This window comes from Synechococcus sp. MU1648, from assembly GCF_023630615.1.
GTDB lineage: Bacteria > Cyanobacteriota > Cyanobacteriia > PCC-6307 > Cyanobiaceae > Parasynechococcus.
This window is the reverse complement of record NZ_JAKUHI010000009.1, coordinates 61,967-78,608: the sequence shown is the minus strand read 5'-3', so window position 1 is coordinate 78,608 and position 16,642 is coordinate 61,967. Positions and strand designations below refer to the sequence as shown.

16 protein-coding genes and 1 pseudogene are annotated in these 16,642 nt (G+C 60.6%); 7 read left to right on the top strand and 10 right to left on the bottom strand.

Going from position 1 to position 16,642, the window contains the following annotated elements; genetic code table 11:
* Positions 1-367, top strand: a 367-nt coding sequence (locus NCN06_RS10165; protein WP_502988836.1) for a hypothetical protein, incomplete at its 5' end; no start/stop codon positions are given.
* 293 nt (positions 368-660) lie between these two features.
* On the opposite strand, the pseudogene NCN06_RS10160 reads toward NCN06_RS10165, so the two are convergent.
* The 9 genes and pseudogenes from NCN06_RS10160 to grrP all read right to left on the bottom strand — a co-directional run.
* Positions 661-798 (bottom strand): annotated as a pseudogene (locus tag NCN06_RS10160) (translation initiation factor IF-2 N-terminal domain-containing protein); the annotation flags it as partial.
* 69 nt (positions 799-867) lie between these two features.
* Entirely contained in the window at positions 868-1,146 is a 279-nt protein-coding gene (locus tag NCN06_RS10155) for a YlxR family protein (RefSeq protein ID WP_115022254.1), read from the bottom strand.
* Positions 1,143-2,606, bottom strand: a complete 1,464-nt coding sequence (nusA, locus tag NCN06_RS10150) for a transcription termination factor NusA (RefSeq protein WP_250398900.1) — start codon at positions 2,604-2,606, stop codon at positions 1,143-1,145. The genes NCN06_RS10155 and nusA overlap by 4 nt, the downstream gene beginning before the upstream one ends.
* A 52-nt stretch (positions 2,607-2,658) precedes the next feature.
* On the bottom strand, positions 2,659-3,126 hold the full coding sequence (gene rimP / locus NCN06_RS10145; RefSeq protein WP_226398667.1) for a ribosome maturation factor RimP: 468 nt from the start codon (positions 3,124-3,126) through the stop codon (positions 2,659-2,661).
* A 109-nt stretch (positions 3,127-3,235) separates the two neighbouring features.
* Positions 3,236-3,493 (bottom strand): hypothetical protein, encoded by a 258-nt coding sequence (locus NCN06_RS10140; RefSeq protein WP_226398668.1) that lies wholly within the window; start codon positions 3,491-3,493, stop codon positions 3,236-3,238.
* Positions 3,494-3,551: 58 nt separating this feature from the next.
* Positions 3,552-4,013 (bottom strand): hypothetical protein, encoded by a 462-nt coding sequence (locus NCN06_RS10135; protein WP_226398669.1) that lies wholly within the window; start codon positions 4,011-4,013, stop codon positions 3,552-3,554.
* Positions 4,014-4,024: 11 nt separating this feature from the next.
* Positions 4,025-5,224 (bottom strand): cyclophane-forming radical SAM/SPASM peptide maturase GrrM/OscB, encoded by a 1,200-nt coding sequence (grrM, locus tag NCN06_RS10130; protein WP_226409680.1) that lies wholly within the window; start codon positions 5,222-5,224, stop codon positions 4,025-4,027.
* The gene (gene grrA, locus NCN06_RS10125) at positions 5,221-5,622 is read right to left on the bottom strand and encodes a GrrA/OscA1 family cyclophane-containing rSAM-modified RiPP (RefSeq protein ID WP_186570486.1); all 402 of its coding nucleotides are present in this window, start codon (positions 5,620-5,622) and stop codon (positions 5,221-5,223) included. Before grrA ends, grrM begins: the two co-directional genes overlap by 4 nt.
* 40 nt (positions 5,623-5,662) lie before the next feature.
* On the bottom strand, positions 5,663-6,523 hold the full coding sequence (gene grrP, locus NCN06_RS10120; protein WP_226398671.1) for an extracellular substrate binding-like orphan protein GrrP: 861 nt from the start codon (positions 6,521-6,523) through the stop codon (positions 5,663-5,665).
* Positions 6,524-6,702: 179 nt separating this feature from the next.
* Here grrP and NCN06_RS10115 point away from each other — a divergent pair, with 179 nt between their 5' ends.
* Entirely contained in the window at positions 6,703-7,773 is a 1,071-nt protein-coding gene (locus NCN06_RS10115) for a trypsin-like peptidase domain-containing protein (RefSeq protein ID WP_170952089.1), read from the top strand.
* A 37-nt stretch (positions 7,774-7,810) separates the two neighbouring features.
* Entirely contained in the window at positions 7,811-8,530 is a 720-nt protein-coding gene (gene rpiA, locus NCN06_RS10110; RefSeq protein ID WP_226398672.1) for a ribose-5-phosphate isomerase RpiA, read from the top strand.
* Here rpiA and hisD read toward each other — a convergent pair.
* Positions 8,523-9,830, bottom strand: a complete 1,308-nt coding sequence (hisD, locus tag NCN06_RS10105) for a histidinol dehydrogenase (RefSeq protein WP_226398723.1) — start codon at positions 9,828-9,830, stop codon at positions 8,523-8,525. The two genes, rpiA and hisD, sit on opposite strands and share 8 nt — an antisense overlap.
* A gap of 107 nt (positions 9,831-9,937) precedes the next feature.
* Here hisD and rpsT point away from each other — a divergent pair, with 107 nt between their 5' ends.
* The 4 genes from rpsT (at position 9,938) to NCN06_RS10085 (ending at position 16,599) form a co-directional block, all read left to right on the top strand.
* Positions 9,938-10,234 (top strand): 30S ribosomal protein S20, encoded by a 297-nt coding sequence (gene rpsT, locus NCN06_RS10100; protein WP_226398673.1) that lies wholly within the window; start codon positions 9,938-9,940, stop codon positions 10,232-10,234.
* Between the two features lie 48 nt (positions 10,235-10,282).
* Positions 10,283-11,071: a TatD family hydrolase gene (locus tag NCN06_RS10095; RefSeq protein WP_226398674.1), complete on the top strand. Its 789-nt coding sequence runs from the start codon at positions 10,283-10,285 to the stop codon at positions 11,069-11,071.
* Positions 11,072-11,352: 281 nt separating this feature from the next.
* Positions 11,353-14,646 carry a DNA-directed RNA polymerase subunit beta gene (rpoB, locus tag NCN06_RS10090; RefSeq protein WP_250398899.1) on the top strand — a complete coding sequence of 1,098 codons (3,294 nt, stop codon included), beginning with the start codon at positions 11,353-11,355 and terminating at the stop codon, positions 14,644-14,646.
* Between the two features lie 48 nt (positions 14,647-14,694).
* Positions 14,695-16,599 (top strand): DNA-directed RNA polymerase subunit gamma, encoded by a 1,905-nt coding sequence (locus tag NCN06_RS10085; protein WP_115022232.1) that lies wholly within the window; start codon positions 14,695-14,697, stop codon positions 16,597-16,599.
* Positions 16,600-16,642: the final 43 nt, after the last annotated feature.

Here is a 16,642-nt window from a genome sequence, read left to right as displayed (position 1 = left end):
TGATGGGGCTCCGGGCTTGCTGGGGGCTCCAGCACGGGTTGGTGCACCCGGTCGTGTCGGGGCTCCTGCGCGGATGATCTGTGGTTTTTGCTGGCCCTGGCCTGGGGTGGGGCGCGCGGGACTTCCAGCCCCAGCGGGACGGGGCGTTGGCCGAGCCGGGGGGGGTGCTGTTGGTTTGGCAGCAGCCTTGGGCTTGCTCACCAGTTCCGGTTTGGCCGCTGGCGGTTTGCTCACCAGTTCCGGTTTCGTCGCTGGCGGTTTGCTGACGGGCTGGGGTTTTGAGGCTGCTCGCGGCGCGGGTGAGGCTGCAGGCCGAGGCACGGGCTTTGAAGCCGTGGGTCGCGAAGGAGCTGCCGGCGGTTTTTGAGGGGCAGAAGGCCGTGCCGGGGGCGCCGACGCTTTTGCGGGGGCCGGCGTGGGCTTGCTGATGATCGGTTTCGGCGTTGTGGCTGCCGGTGGTTTCGGGGGTGCTTGCGGCGTGGGAGCCACCTGAGGCTTGGCTGCCACAGGCTTGCTCACGGCCGGTGTGGGCTTGCTTGGTGCGGCAGGGGCTGCCTTTTTCACCGACAGGATCGCTTTCCCTGGTGCGGGCTTGGCAGGCGCAGCAGCAGCGGGCTTCGCACCGTTCCCGCCCTTGACGAGGAGTGAACGAATCTTGCCGGCTTCAGCGTCGCTGATCGAGCTGCTGTGGCTCTTCGCAGCGATCGACAGCTTTTCAGCCGCGTCCAACACGTCCTTGTTCTCAAGGCCGAGGTCCTTGGACAGCTCGTAAATTCTGACTTTGCCGCTGCTGGTCATTCAGTTCGGGTCTCCGATCGGTCCGGGCATGGAATGCCGCGGTGGCCACTCACACAGTGGGGCCAATGTTCAGTCTGCCTCAGCGGATTCACCAGGGGTCTGGATAAGCCGCTGTTTCAACACCGCAAGCACTGTTTCGGGCACCTGACAACGCAGGGCTTTCTGTAGGCGTTTGCGACGGGTTGCCTCCTCAAGGCAGTTTTCCTCGGGACAGAGATAGGCCGATCGGCCCATCCCTGCATCGAGGAGAACTCCGTCCTGATGGTCGCGGATCACCCTCCAGAGTTGGCGGCGATCCAAGAGCTGGCGGCAGGCCACGCAGCGACGCAGGACGGGGCGCTCACTCACCGGACCTGCTCCTGGTCGGCATCGGCGTCCACCTCAGCCTCAGCCTCCGTGGCATCAGCTTCTGGCTCAGCGTCGATTTCAGCGTCGATTTCAGTGTCGGCTTCAACCGCAGCGGGCTCCTCTTCCGTGAATTCCTGCTCGGCCTGCTCTTCGCCGTACTCCTCCTCGTCCTCGGGCAGCGGGTACAGCTCCCGCAGGCGTGCATCTTCTTCTGCCCGAGCAGCCTGTTCGGCGGCCAGGCGTTCCTCAGCTTGTTGCTGGAGGGCCTCCTCTTCCTCGCGCTGGGAGATCAACTCAGCCACCACGGCATCCTCAGCTTCCTGGTCGTACTCCGTGGAGTTCTTGATGTCGATCTTCCAGCCGGTGAGTCGGGCGGCCAGGCGCACGTTCTGGCCTTCACGGCCGATGGCCAGGCTCAACTGATCGGGGGGAACCAGCACGTGGGCATGCTGCCCCATCGGATCAACGAGGCGCACCATGTCCACCCTGGCTGGGCTGAGGGAATTGGCGATGTACTGACCTGGATCCTGAGACCAGCGGATGACGTCGATTTTTTCGCCACGCAGTTCGTTCACCACCTGCTGAATGCGGGAGCCGCGTGCTCCGATGCAGGCACCGACGGGATCGACTTCACGCTCGATACTGTCGACGGCCACCTTGGTGCGGGGTCCCACCGAACGGGAGGGTGGATTGGCCTCGCGGGCCACGGCCACGATCCGTACGGATCCCTCCTGAATTTCGGGAACTTCGTTCTCAAATAGGTAGACCACCAAACCGGCATTGGAGCGGCTGACGAAAAGCTGTGGTCCCCGCCGGGGAACTTCGCTGACCTCTTTGAGGAACACCTTGAAGGTGGCGTTGGCGCGGTAGTTGTCGTTGGGCAGCTGATCGCGACGGGGGAGTTCCGCCTCGACTTCCGGACGCCCCAGGCCTGAGCTGACCGCCATGATCACTGACTGGCGCTCGAAGCGGATCACCCGTGCGGTCAGCACCGGATCCTCCAGATCGGCGAACTCCTCCTGGATCATGCGGCGCTGTTGATCCCGCAGTTTCTGGGCCAGCACCTGTTTGGTGGTGGCGGCGGCCATCCGGCCGAAATCCTCCTTCTCCGGGGTGACATCCAGCACCACCGTGTCGCCCACCTGGGCATCATCAGCCACCTGCATCACCTCGGCAATGGCGATCTGGTGGTCTTCGCTTTCCACCTCATCAACAATGATTTTGCTGGCGAGAACCCGGTATCCCTCCTCTTCCAGGTCAAGGCCGACGTCGAAGTTGCTGAAGTACTCCTCATCAAAGGGGTCTTCGCTGATCCCGAGGTAAAGGGTGCGCCGGTAGCGCTCGTAGCCCTTCAGTAGGGCCTCCCGCAGGGCTGCTTCCACAACCTGAGGTGGCAGCTTCTTCTCTTCACTGATGTCGTCGATCAGATTGGTGAGACCTGGAAGAAGAACGAGAGCCATCGCGTTGGTTTAAGGGAAGGGTTGAGCGGTTGGAGGGGGGTGAACGCTGGGTTCAGCTGCCTGGACTGGTGAGGCGGACACCGATCACGCAATCGCGGGGAATCCGTTTAACTCGCCCGCGAATGTTGATCTGCAGCGTGTCGGCGTCGCGTTCAAGCAAGAGGCCTTCAAGGCGTTGCTCGGTCTCGCCCTTGTCGCGGTGATGGACCTCGATGGGAAAGCCGCGGAAGGTCTGAAAATCGCGATCGCTGGACAGCTGCTCGCCGATTCCGGGACTGCTGATCTCCAGAACATACGCGTCAGTGAGCAGGGTGGAGGCCTCAAGGGCATCCCCAAGCACTCCGCTGAAACCCGCGCAGTCGTCGAGGCTCACATCCGCTCCACTGCTGTGGCGGATCTGCACTTCCAGGGTCATCGGGCTCATATGAGTGAGCAGCTGGATGCCGCAAAGGTCAAAGCCTTTGCGGGCGGCCAGGTCGGTGGCCAGCGTTTCGAGATCCGGAAGCAGAGGATGAGGCAACGCGAACTGAGGGCGGACGTCGGTCCGACGTGCATTTCAGTTGTGACCGATCTCCGCAGGGAGATGCCCGTCGGACACACCTTCAATGTAGGGGACTGCCCGCCATCCGTCAGGTGTTGCCCAGATCGATGGGCGGTGCATCGGGGAAAGCGTCACCAGCCTGTTCGGTGCCGCGACCTTCGGAATCCTGATTGATGCAGATGCGCTGACGGTCCGGATCAGTCACGTACTGACAGACGCGACTCCAAAGTTTGCTGCGGCTGCCCTGGGGGCCATTGCTGAACTGCACAATGTCCGCTCGTCCTGGGGAGGATTCGATGAAGACCTGGCAGAGCTGACATCGTTGTGAATCAGCGGATTTGCTCAAGGCTGAAGATCACAAATTGGCCCGAAGCTAGGCAGAAGGTTGAAGAGCCGCAGTGCGATCAGTGGCAGCCCTGTACGGAAATGCGGTAGCTGAATCCAGTGGCTTGCGGGTCGGTGTTGGCCCCGATCCGGAAATTCACCTGGCTGATGCTCTTGCCTGAGACCTGCTGGAAGGGCCCAAACATGCGGCCGGTGCCCACTGGGGGCTGCAGTTGTTCATCGGCCACCTTGCTGTTGCTTCCATCGCTGAATTTGAGGAAGGCCTGAATGGGATAACTGCTGGGGTCGCTGGAATCGGCGGTGAAAAACAGCTTGAAACTGCGGTAGGGCTGATCCACCACGAAATCGGTGTTCCAGTTGGTGCGGCCGACGGCTTTACCGATCAGCCCTTTGGGACGCTCCACCTTTTTTTTCACAATGGGCTCGCCGCCGCCCACCGGAGTCAGAAAGGTGCAGGCGGCACTGGCCTGCATCGGAATGAGCAGCAGGCCTAGGACAGGCAGGACAGCGATGGACCGCATGGAGAACCAGATCAATTGGGTGTGATGGGAGTCAGGGGAGGACCCTCTTCGAACCGCTCAAGCAAAACCTGAACAGGAATCTGGGTGCCGAAGCGACAGGCATTGGTTTCGCTGGCCGCCAGGCTGCCGTGCTCCCAGAACTTGTTGCTGCCGGTGCCCCCACCACAGAGCCCGAAGTACTCGCAGCCCTTGTGGCAGGTGTCGACACCGCTGCTCATGTCAGCCAGGAGGCGACGGAACTGATCGGTTTTGGTGGACTCCACCAACGACAGATCACGCAGGTTGCCGAGGTTGAAGGTGCCGTAGCGGTCGCTGGCCACTGACAGCAGCTCGGGGTCGAACGTGGAGAAATTCCCATCCGAATCAACGCTGAGAATCGAGAACGGGCGATTGAGTTCGTTCTGGGTCATCCGTTCGTTGCCTTGAATCAGGCTGATCACCTGCTCGAATTCCCGCAGCACGACGGGATGACCGTCTTGCTCGCTAAGGCGCCAGAAAGCTCGGAGGAAGTCGCGATACTTCTCCTCCATGACTGAGCCTTGCATCGAGGAGCTGGTGTGAATGCCCTCCTGTTCCTCAACGTTGAAGCCCACATCGGTGATGCCGTTGTCCCGGAAGAAGCGATACATCCGCTCCGGTTGCTCCATGGCATCAGCGGTGACCACCGAGATGCAGTGGAAGGGCACATCGTTGCGGTGCAGGGCTTCAATCCCTTTCATCGCCATGGCGTGGGAGCCACGTCCATTGCGGAAGCGCCGGTGGGCGTCGTGGATGTCCTCTGGGCCATCCACACTGATCCCCACCACGATGCGGTTGCGCCGGAAGCAGTCGCACCACGCATCGTTGATCAACGTTGCGTTGGTCTGAACGTGCTGGGTGAAGTCCAGCCCCTGGGCGTTGAACTGCTCGAGGCTGCGATGCAGGATCGCCGTTGCCTCGTCGTACCAACTGGTGGGCAGGGTGAGCGGTTCCCCGGCATGCCATACAAGTCCGAACTCCGGCCCGGCATAGGGGCTTTCCAGAATCCGCTGGATCAACAGAGGCAGTAGATCGAGGTCGAAAACCCGCTTCTTCTGCCGATCGGGCAGATAGCAGTAAGAACAATCGAGGTTGCACAGCGATGTCGACTGCACAACCACGAGGCCGATGGGCCCGAACCGGTTGAGGTCGGGCCTGACATTGGAAGAGACGTTTGGGGAAGAAACAATCACCAGTTCACGAATCCGCCGCCACCGTTCTTCCAGCCACCGCCACCGTTGCGCCAGCCACCTCCGTATCCACCGTTGCCCCAGGTGTTGCGGCTATTGCCCCACTTGTTGCCGCTCTTTCCATTGCCCCACTTGCCTTTTCCACGGCTGTTGCCGAACTTTTTGCCCTTGCCGTTTTTCCATTTGCTCTTGGCAACAAGCTCACCTTCGATTTCGGGATCCTTGAGCAGGCTGCCCCAGTCGGTGTTCCGAACCGCTTCGATTCGGGCTTCGATGCTGTTGGCTTTGGCCTGACCGTTGAGTTGCTCAGGCGCGCTGTAGCTGGAGCTGGCTTGGGCGGTTTGGCACAGCACGGCACTGGAGGCCAGCAGTGCTTGAAAGGCAATAAGAGAACGCTTCATGGCTGTTAATGGATAAAGAAGGAAAGCAATCGAGGAGCAGTCAGATTCCCGGTGTCGCTGGGGTGTTGATTTCTGCTGTGACGCTGAGGATCAAGCCGTACAAGGAGCGGATTGACTCTTGGCTCAGGCCCACATCGCTGCCGGGACCAATCCAACGGTTGATCATGCGGCGCGTTCCGGCATCACCATCCATGTAGGCCTGCATCATCTGTCCCAACGCGATGTTGGTGGACGAGAGCAGCTTGCCGTTGTCCTGCTTGACGATGCAGCTGATGCCCGAGCGGCCGTAGGGGCGGAAGGGCAGTAGAGCCGTTTTGTCGATTCGGCTGTTGGCGGCCAACCAGAGGGTTCCCCCACCGAGGATCGGAACGTCACCCGTGTAAAAGGCATCCAACGCTTCCTTGGGGGTGTCGAAGTTTTTCAGTGTGGCGCCGGGCACCACGCTCTTCAGAACCTTGGCGGAGGCGGTGTCCTTGACCACGCCGATGGTTTCTCCTGCCAACGAGTCAGGGGTTCCATCGATGGTGGTATCTCTGGCCATCAGCAGCCGTGTACCACCGACGCCGAAGGGAAGGCTGTAATTGACCTGAGTGGAGCGGCCCCAGGTGAAGGCCACACCACAGGCGATGTCGGCCTTGCCGGTGATGACGGCACCAATGCCGTCATTGACGGAAGACGCGACTCGGTAAGTCACTTTGCGGCGGTTGGCCTGAATCCGGATCTGTTCGAGAACATCAACCCCGAGGCCTTCGTAGCCGGTGCCGGTTTTTTGATACAGCGGCTTGACTTCCTCAAAAATCACCGCCTTAAGCGTTGTGCTTTCCGCGGAGGCTTGTGGAGTCAGGGCAACTGGGCCAGCCAGGGCAAGCAGCGCTGCCGCTGGAGCCAGAAATGCACGCATGCGAAAACTGCGTTTGTTTGATTCCTAGCTGGATTTTTTAGGCTTGTCCGCCGATTGGAATGGGCGTTGTGAGATTGCGATCGATCGGGACCAACGCCCGCTTCCCCTGCTGGATCCGATAAAAAGAAGTCAATTCGTCGGTCCTGGTGTTGCGGTACGCCCTGCGTCAACTGTTGGTAGTGCTGGTGGCAGTGGCCTGCTTTGTCGGTGATGGAGCGTCCGTGCAGGCTCTAGAGCACAGCTTTGTAGCCGATGCCGTTCAGCGGGTGGCCCCGGCTGTAGTTCGGATCGATACCGAGCGCACCATTGAACGGCAGCCGTTTGATCCCACGCTTCTCGATCCGTTGCTGCGGGATCTGCTAGGGGACCCGCCTGCGGGTCCGGGGCGGGAACGTGGTCAAGGCTCCGGTGTGGTGATTGATCCCCAGGGGCTTGTGCTCACCAACGCTCATGTGGTGGATCGGGTGGAGTCCGTCAGCGTCACACTGGCCAACGGGGATCAACGCGATGGCCGGGTGGTGGGCACCGATGCCGTGACGGATCTGGCCCTAGTGCGTCTTGAGGGTGATCAATTGCCGCCGCGGGCTCCCCTGGGTGACTCCGAAGCCATGCAAGTGGGCGATTGGGCGATCGCCCTCGGCACTCCATTTGGACTGGAACGCACGGTGACCCTAGGAATTGTCAGCAGCCTGCATCGCAACATCAATAGTCTTGGTTTTGCTGACAAACGGCTTGAACTGATTCAGACCGACGCCGCCATCAACCCCGGTAATTCCGGCGGTCCCTTGGTGAACGGTGATGGCCAAGTGATTGGGATTAATACCTTGGTGCGTTCTGGCCCTGGGGCTGGCCTTGGTTTTGCCATCCCGATCAACCTGGCCCGCAGGGTGGCCGATCAGCTGCAGCAGCAGGGTGAGGTGGTGCATCCCTATATCGGCCTTCAATTGGTCGCTCTCACGCCCCGGATCGCGCGCGAGCACAACAAGGATCCCAATGCCCTTGTGCAGCTGCCGGAACGCAGCGGTGCTCTAGTTCAAGCCGTGCTTCCCGATGGCCCGGCCGAAAAAGCGGGCCTGCGCCGCGGTGATCTTTTGATCACTGCTGATGATCGCGACATCCCCGATCCTCAGGTGCTTCTGGAAGTGGTGGATGCTGCTGCCATCAATGCTCCACTGCCCTTGAAGGTGCTGCGGGCGGGTCGCGAGTTGACCCTGTCGGTCAAACCTGAGCCCCTGCCTGGAATGGCTTGAAACCCTTGCTACGGTCGCGCCCAAAGGACGAGAGCTGATGGCTGATCTTCAGACCCAGATGAAGCAGGCAGTGGCCGATGCCGCTGTTGAACAGATCAAAGACGGCATGGTGCTGGGTCTGGGATCTGGGTCGACTGCCGCACTAATGATTCAAGGCCTGGGCGCCAAGCTCGCCAGCGGCGAACTCAAAGACATCGTGGGTGTAACTACATCTTTTCAGGGGGAGGTGCTGGCCGCAGAGCTGAACATCCCTCTGCTCAGCCTCAATGCCGTCAACCGTATTGATCTGGCCATAGACGGTGCTGATGAAGTCGATCCTGGCTTCCAGTTGATCAAGGGCGGTGGTGCTTGCCATGTACAGGAAAAACTCGTAGCTGCACGGGCCGATCGTTTTGTGGTGGTGGTGGATTCCACGAAACTTGTGGATCGTCTCAACCTCAGTTTTCTGCTGCCTGTCGAAGTTCTTCCGGGCGCCTGGCGCCAGGTGAAGCAGCAGCTGGAAGCCCTGGGGGGTACTGCTGAACTGCGGATGGCCCAGCGCAAGGCCGGCCCCGTGGTCACGGATCAGGGCAATTTGGTGTTGGACGCCAAGCTCAATGGAGGCATCACCGATCCGGTGGCCCTGGAGCAGACCATCAACAACATCCCAGGAGTGCTGGAAAACGGATTGTTCGTCAACATCACCGATGAGGTGTTGGTGGGCGAGATCGCTGATGGCGTGGCGGGGGTCCGCAGCCTGGAGAAGCGCCTCAGCTGAGGCGCCGTCGCACCGATTCGGCGTGGCTGTGCAGGCCTTCACTGGTGGCCAGCTCCTGCACAGCTGAACCTGTTGCTTCCAGAGCAGCCCGGTTGAATCCGATCAGTGAGGTGTGGCGCATGAAGGTTTCAACGCTCAGCGCTCCACTGAAACGCGCGGCTCCACAGGTGGGCAGGGTGTGGTTCGGACCTGCTAAGTAATCCCCAACGGCTTCCGGAGACCAGGGGCCCAGGAAAATGGCTCCAGCGTTCTGGATTCGATCTGCCAGAGGTTCGGGACGTTCGACCAGGAGCTCTAGATGTTCCGGAGCGAAGCTGTCGCTCAGGCGGGCACAGCTCTCGAGGTCGTCGCACACCACCACCAGCCCCCAGTCCCGCAGTGCGGCTTCGCAGATCTCGCGACGGGGGTGGTTGGTGAGCTGCTCGGCGACCGCGGCGTTGATCACGTCGGCCAGAGCATGGTCGGTGGTGATCAGCACCGCCGCCGCCAGAGGATCGTGCTCAGCCTGCGCCAGCAGATCCGCAGCTACCTGATCCGGCTGTGCGGAGTGGTCGGCAATCACCAGCACCTCGCTTGGACCTGCCAGGGAATCGATGGCGACCTGGCCGTAAACCGCTTGTTTCGCAAGAGTGACGTACAGGTTGCCTGGGCCGCTGATCACATCCACTTTGGGCACGCTTTCACTGCCGTAGGCCATGGCGGCAATGGCTTGGGCGCCCCCGAGGCGGAACACCGTCTTCACGCCGGCGAGGTGCGCCGCTGCCAGCACCACAGGGTTGACCGTGCCATCCCGGCCGGCGGGGGAACAGATCACCAGCTCTTTCACCCCAGCGACACGGGCTGGTACTGCATTCATCAGCACCGTGCTGGGGTAGGCCGCGCGTCCGCCGGGCACGTAAAGACCCGCCCGCTGCACCGGTCTCCAGCGCCGGCCGAGCTGCTCGCCATGGGGGCCTGTTACCGCTAGGTCGGCGGGACGTTGGCGTTGGTGGAAATCAGTGATGCGGCGATGGGCCAGCTCCAGAGCATCACGCAGGTTGGTCGGCAGCGTGGTCCAGGCCTGCTCGAGCGCCTCCTGGGGAACCGCCATCGGCAAAGGCCGAAAGCCATCGAATCGTTCTGTGAAGTCTGCGATCGCCGCATCACCGCGGTCGCGCACCGCTGCAAGAATCGCGTCGACCCGCTCTCTGGCTTCGCTTTGCTGGGTCTGAGTTGTGCGGCTTGATAAGCGCTGCAGTTCTGTCTGGGCCTGTTCCGGATCCCGCACGATGCGCAGGGGAGCGACGGCCGGTTGGCTCACAGACAAAGGTAAGAGTGGAATATGTAGTCAAGTTAGGACTCGACAACACTGGGAGGCGGTCCTGCCACGGAGTAAGGTGGTGGATTGTTCGCAACGTTGAAGCCTCAGTGGCCAATAACAAGTCAGCCAAGAAGCGGATTGAGATTGCTGAGCGCAACCGTCTGCGCAATCGCACCTACAAGTCGTCCCTGCGCACGTTGATGAAGCGTTGCTTCACCGCCTGTAACGCCTACAGCGCAACGCCTGGCGACGAAGCCAAGACCACCGTGCAGAGCTCGATGCGTGCCGCCTTCAGCAAGATCGACAAGGCGGTGAAGGTCGGTGTCCTGCATCGCAACAATGGTGCCAATCAGAAGTCCCGTCTCAGTGCAGCGGTGCGCAAGGTTCTCGAGCCCGCCAGCTGATTCGGTTTCAACCGGCAGAATGGGCCGAAAGCGCGTTTCGGCCCAGCTGTGTCTCCCACTCCGACGCTGATCGACAGTCACTGTCACATCGTCTTTCGCAATTTTGACGAGGACCTCGACGACGTGGCCTCACGTTGGCGCGAGGCCGGTGTCGGCGCTCTATTGCATGCCTGCGTTGAACCTTCCGAAATTCCTGCGATCCGGGCACTGGCTGATCGGTTCCCTGAAATGCGGTATTCAGTTGGAGTTCATCCTTTAGATACCCAGCATTGGGCTGATGACACGGTGGCGGTGCTGCGTCGGGCGGCTTTGGAGGATGACCGGGTGGTCGCTATCGGTGAACTCGGGCTCGATCTCTTCCGCGACAAGAACCTGGAGGAGCAGCTTGCTGTGCTGCGTCCGCAGCTGGATCTGGCGGTGGAGCTGAACTTGCCGGTGATCATTCACTGTCGTGATGCCGCCGAGCCGATGCTGGTTGAACTTCGGGCCCGTCAGGCGGAGGGCCGTTGTCCCGCGGGGGTCATGCATTGCTGGGGCGGCACTCCCGATGAAATGCAGCAGTTCCTGGAGCTCGGGATGTATATCAGCTTCAGTGGCACCGTGACCTTCCCCAAAGCTGAGCCCACCCACGACTGCGCCCGTCAGGTGCCTGAAGATCGGTTTTTGGTGGAAACCGATTGCCCCTTCTTGGCTCCTGTGCCTCGTCGCGGTAAGCGCAATGAGCCGGCCTTTGTGGCCTCTGTCGCGACGCGTGTGGCTGAGCTGCGGGGTGTGGATCTCGAGAGCGTGGCTTGCAGCAGCACCGCCAACGCCCGACGTTTGTTTGGACTCCCTTAACTGCTCTTCCAAGAGTGTCGACTCCATATGTAAGATGTTGTATTGGCCTGGCCATGCGTGGGATTCGTTCTTGTGCGTGGTGCCTGAAGCGTCCATTTCCTTCCGGTGCACTTGTCGTCGTCAGCTGATCTGACCCGCGATTTCTGAACAGCAGCAGCGGCTCTGTCGGTTCCTTCCTGGAAACCGTCGGTGCCGCTGTTGTGGCGAATCGTCCTGTCGGGTGAGCTTTTGCCGCCAACCCAGTCCTGCCCAGTCCCTTCGTCCTCTCTGCCGGTCCCCGCATGAGCAGCAGCGCGATTCAGGTCGCCAAGACCGCCACCTACCTCCCTGATCTGGTGGAGGTGCAGCGGGCCAGCTTTAAGTGGTTTTTGGATCAAGGTCTGATTGAGGAGCTGGAAAGCTTCTCTCCGATCACGGATTACACCGGCAAGCTGGAGCTGCACTTCATTGGTAGCGAGTACCGCCTAAAGCGCCCCCGCCACGATGTGGAAGAGGCGAAGCGTCGCGATGCGACCTTTGCTTCGCAGATGTATGTCACCTGCCGTCTGGTCAATAAGGAGACCGGTGAGATCAAAGAGCAGGAGGTCTTTATCGGCGAATTGCCGCTGATGACCGAGCGAGGCACGTTCATCATCAACGGTGCTGAGCGCGTGATCGTGAATCAGATCGTGCGGAGCCCCGGTGTCTATTTCAAGGATGAAATGGACAAGAACGGTCGGCGCACATACAACGCCAGCGTCATCCCCAACCGGGGGGCCTGGCTGAAGTTTGAGACCGACAAGAACGACTTGCTGCACGTCCGTGTGGACAAGACCCGCAAGATCAATGCGCACGTGCTCATGCGTGCCATGGGGCTGTCCGACAACGACGTGCTCGACAAGCTGCGTCATCCCGAGTTCTATAAAAAGTCGATCGATGCCGCTAATGACGAGGGCATCAGTTCGGAAGACCAGGCACTGCTCGAGCTTTACAAGAAACTTCGTCCGGGTGAACCCCCCTCGGTGAGCGGCGGTCAGCAGCTGCTGCAGACCCGTTTCTTTGATCCAAAGCGTTACGACCTCGGGAGGGTCGGTCGCTACAAGATCAACAAAAAGCTGCGCCTCACCATCCCCGACACGGTGCGCACCCTCACCCATGAGGACGTGCTTTCCACCCTTGATTACTTGATCAACCTGGAGCTGGATGTTGGCGGAGCCACCCTCGATGACATTGATCATCTCGGCAACCGCCGGGTGCGTTCCGTCGGTGAACTGCTGCAAAACCAGGTTCGGGTCGGTCTCAACCGCCTGGAGCGGATCATCAAGGAACGGATGACCGTCGGTGAAACCGATTCGCTGACTCCAGCGCAGTTGGTGAATCCCAAGCCTCTGGTGGCGGCGATCAAGGAGTTCTTTGGCTCCAGCCAGCTGAGCCAGTTCATGGATCAGACCAACCCCCTGGCTGAGCTGACCCACAAGCGCCGTATCTCGGCCCTGGGACCTGGAGGTCTCACCCGTGAGCGTGCTGGCTTTGCCGTCCGCGATATTCACCCCTCCCACTACGGCCGCCTCTGTCCGATTGAGACGCCGGAAGGTCCCAATGCCGGTCTGATCAACTCCCTGGCGACCCATGCCAGGGTCAACGAATACGGCTTTATCGAAACCCCGTTCTGGAAGGTGGAGAACGGTGTCGTCATCAAGGAAGGTGACCCGATCTATCTGTCCGCGGACCGTGAAGACGAAGTGCGCGTTGCCCCAGGTGACGTGGCCACCGAGGGCGACGGTCGGATCACGGCGGATCTGATTCCTGTGCGTTATCGCCAGGATTTTGAGAAGGTCCCCCCCGAGCAGGTCGACTACGTCGCCCTATCGCCGGTTCAGGTGATCTCCGTGGCAACGTCCCTGATCCCCTTCCTGGAGCACGATGACGCCAACCGGGCCCTGATGGGTTCCAACATGCAGCGTCAGGCTGTGCCGCTGCTGCGCCCCGAGCGTGCTCTGGTGGGCACCGGTCTCGAGACCCAGGTGGCCCGCGACTCCGGCATGGTGCCGATCTCCCGGGTGAATGGCACCGTCACTTATGTGGATGCCAACGCCATCGTTGTTCAGGACGAGGACGGTAATGAGCACACCCACTTCTTGCAGAAGTACCAGCGCTCCAACCAGGACACCTGTCTGAACCAGCGTCCGATCGTGCGATCTGGCGATCCCGTGATCGTCGGCCAGGTGATGGCGGATGGCTCGGCCTGTGAAGGTGGTGAGATCGCCCTCGGACAGAACGTTCTGATCGCTTACATGCCTTGGGAGGGCTACAACTACGAGGACGCGCTGCTGGTCAGCGAACGTCTGGTTACCGACGACCTCTACACCTCGGTGCACATCGAGAAGTACGAGATCGAAGCGCGGCAGACCAAGCTCGGTCCCGAGGAGATCACCCGAGAGATTCCCAACGTCGCTGAGGAAAGCCTCGGCAACCTCGACGAGATGGGCATCATTCGCGTGGGTGCTTTCGTCGAAAGCGGCGACATCCTGGTGGGCAAGGTGACGCCCAAGGGCGAATCCGATCAGCCGCCGGAGGAGAAGTTGCTCCGCGCGATCTTCGGTGAAAAGGCTCGCGATGTTCGCGATAACTCCCTGCGCGTGCCTGGCACCGAGCGCGGCCGCGTTGTGGATGTACGCATCTACACCCGTGAACAGGGTGATGAGCTGCCGCCTGGCGCCAACATGGTGGTCAGGGTTTATGTGGCTCAGCGCCGCAAGATCCAGGTCGGCGACAAGATGGCCGGCCGCCATGGCAATAAGGGCATCATCAGCCGCATCCTTCCCCGGGAGGACATGCCTTATCTCCCCGACGGCACCCCTGTCGACATCGTGCTCAACCCCCTGGGTGTGCCGAGCCGGATGAATGTCGGTCAGGTGTTTGAGCTGCTGATGGGTTGGGCGGCGTCCAACTTGGACTGCCGCGTACGCATCGTTCCCTTCGATGAGATGTATGGGGCTGAAAAGTCTCAGCAGACTGTGGAGACCTTCCTCAAGGAAGCCGCCAAGCAGCCCGGCAAGGGTTGGGTGTACGACCCTGCAGATCCTGGCAAGCTCCAGCTGCGTGATGGGCGCACTGGACTGCCCTTCGACCAGCCCGTGGCCGTGGGCTATTCCCACTTCCTCAAGCTGGTCCACCTGGTGGATGACAAGATCCACGCTCGTTCCACCGGCCCCTACTCCCTGGTCACCCAGCAGCCTCTGGGTGGTAAGGCACAGCAAGGCGGCCAGCGTCTTGGTGAGATGGAAGTTTGGGCACTTGAGGCCTATGGCGCCGCTTACACCCTGCAGGAACTGCTCACGGTCAAGTCCGATGACATGCAGGGCCGCAACGAGGCCCTCAACGCAATCGTCAAGGGCAAGCCGATCCCCCGTCCAGGTACGCCGGAATCCTTCAAGGTGCTGATGCGTGAGCTTCAGTCTCTTGGTCTGGACATCGCCGTCTATACCGATGAAGGCAAGGAAGTGGATCTGATGCAGGACGTGAACCCGCGTCGCAGCACCCCCAGCAGGCCCACCTACGAATCCCTCGGCGTCGCGGATTACGACGAGGACTGACGGATCAACGAACGAACCGATTCCCCGCTCCTTCTTCCATAACCGTCAATGACCAACAGCAACCTCCGCACCGAGAACCACTTCGATTACGTCAAGATCACCCTCGCCTCACCCGACCGGGTGATGGAGTGGGGACAGCGCACCCTGCCCAACGGCCAGGTTGTCGGTGAGGTCACCAAGCCGGAGACCATCAACTACCGCACCCTCAAGCCTGAGATGGACGGGCTGTTCTGCGAAAAGATCTTTGGCCCTTCCAAAGACTGGGAGTGCCACTGCGGTAAGTACAAGCGGGTGCGTCACCGGGGCATCGTTTGTGAGCGCTGCGGTGTGGAGGTCACTGAGAGCCGCGTGCGTCGTCACCGCATGGGCTTTATCAAGCTGGCGGCTCCTGTCTCCCACGTCTGGTATCTGAAGGGGATTCCCAGCTACGTGGCCATCCTGCTGGACATGCCCCTGCGGGATGTTGAGCAGATCGTCTACTTCAACTGCTATGTGGTGCTGGATCCCGGCGATCACAAGGATCTGAAGTACAAGCAGCTGCTGACCGAAGACGAGTGGCTGGAAATTGAAGACGAGATCTACGCCGAAGACTCTGAGATCGAGAACGAGCCGGTGGTGGGCATCGGTGCCGAGGCTCTCAAGCAACTACTCGAAGATCTCACCCTCGATGAGGTTGCTGAGCAGCTGCGTGAGGAGATCAATGGCAGCAAGGGCCAGAAGCGCGCCAAGTTGATCAAGCGTCTGCGCGTGATCGACAACTTCATCGCTACCAGTGCCCGTCCTGAGTGGATGGTGCTGGATGTGATTCCAGTGATTCCGCCTGACCTGCGCCCGATGGTGCAGCTCGATGGTGGACGCTTTGCCACCAGTGATCTCAACGATCTCTACCGGCGGGTGATTAACCGCAACAACCGCCTGGCTCGGTTGCAGGAAATACTGGCTCCCGAAATCATCGTCCGCAACGAAAAGCGGATGTTGCAGGAGGCCGTCGACGCTCTTATCGACAACGGCCGTCGCGGCCGCACCGTTGTGGGTGCCAACAACCGGCCGCTCAAGTCATTGAGCGACATCATCGAAGGCAAGCAGGGCCGCTTCCGTCAGAACCTGTTGGGTAAGCGGGTCGACTACTCCGGTCGTTCCGTGATCGTGGTGGGTCCCAAGCTCAAGATGCACCAGTGCGGTCTCCCAAAGGAGATGGCGATTGAGCTGTTCCAGCCGTTCGTCATCCACCGCCTGATCCGCCAGAACATCGTCAACAACATCAAGGCGGCCAAAAAGCTGATTCAGCGGGCCGATGATGAAGTGATGCAGGTGTTGCAGGAGGTGATCGACGGTCACCCGATCCTGTTGAACCGGGCTCCAACCCTGCACCGTCTCGGTATTCAGGCCTTCGAACCCAAGTTGGTTGATGGACGTGCCATTCAGCTCCATCCCCTGGTCTGCCCAGCCTTTAACGCTGACTTTGACGGCGACCAGATGGCTGTTCACGTGCCTCTGGCCATCGAGGCTCAGACCGAAGCCCGCATGCTGATGCTGGCCAGCAACAACATCCTTTCGCCTGCAACAGGCGAGCCGATCATCACTCCGTCTCAGGACATGGTGTTGGGCTCTTACTACCTGACGGCGCTTCAGCCCGATGCGACCAAGCCAGAGTTCGGAGACCGCAGCTGCACTTTTGCGGGCCTGGAGGATGTCATCCACGCCTTCGAGGACACTCGCGTCGGTCTTCACGATTGGGTTTGGGTTCGCTTCAACGGCGAGGTCCAAGACGATGACGAGCTGGATGCACCCATCAAGAGCGAATCACTCAGTGACGGCACCCGCATTGAACAGTGGAGCTTCCGCCGCGACCGTTTCGATGAAGACGGTGCCCTGATTAGTCGCTACATCCTCACCACCGTGGGCCGCGTGGTGATGAATCACACGATCATCGACGCGGTGGCCGCCGGCTGAATCAAAACAGACGCCCTTTCCTCCCTTTCCTGATCTGCGCGCA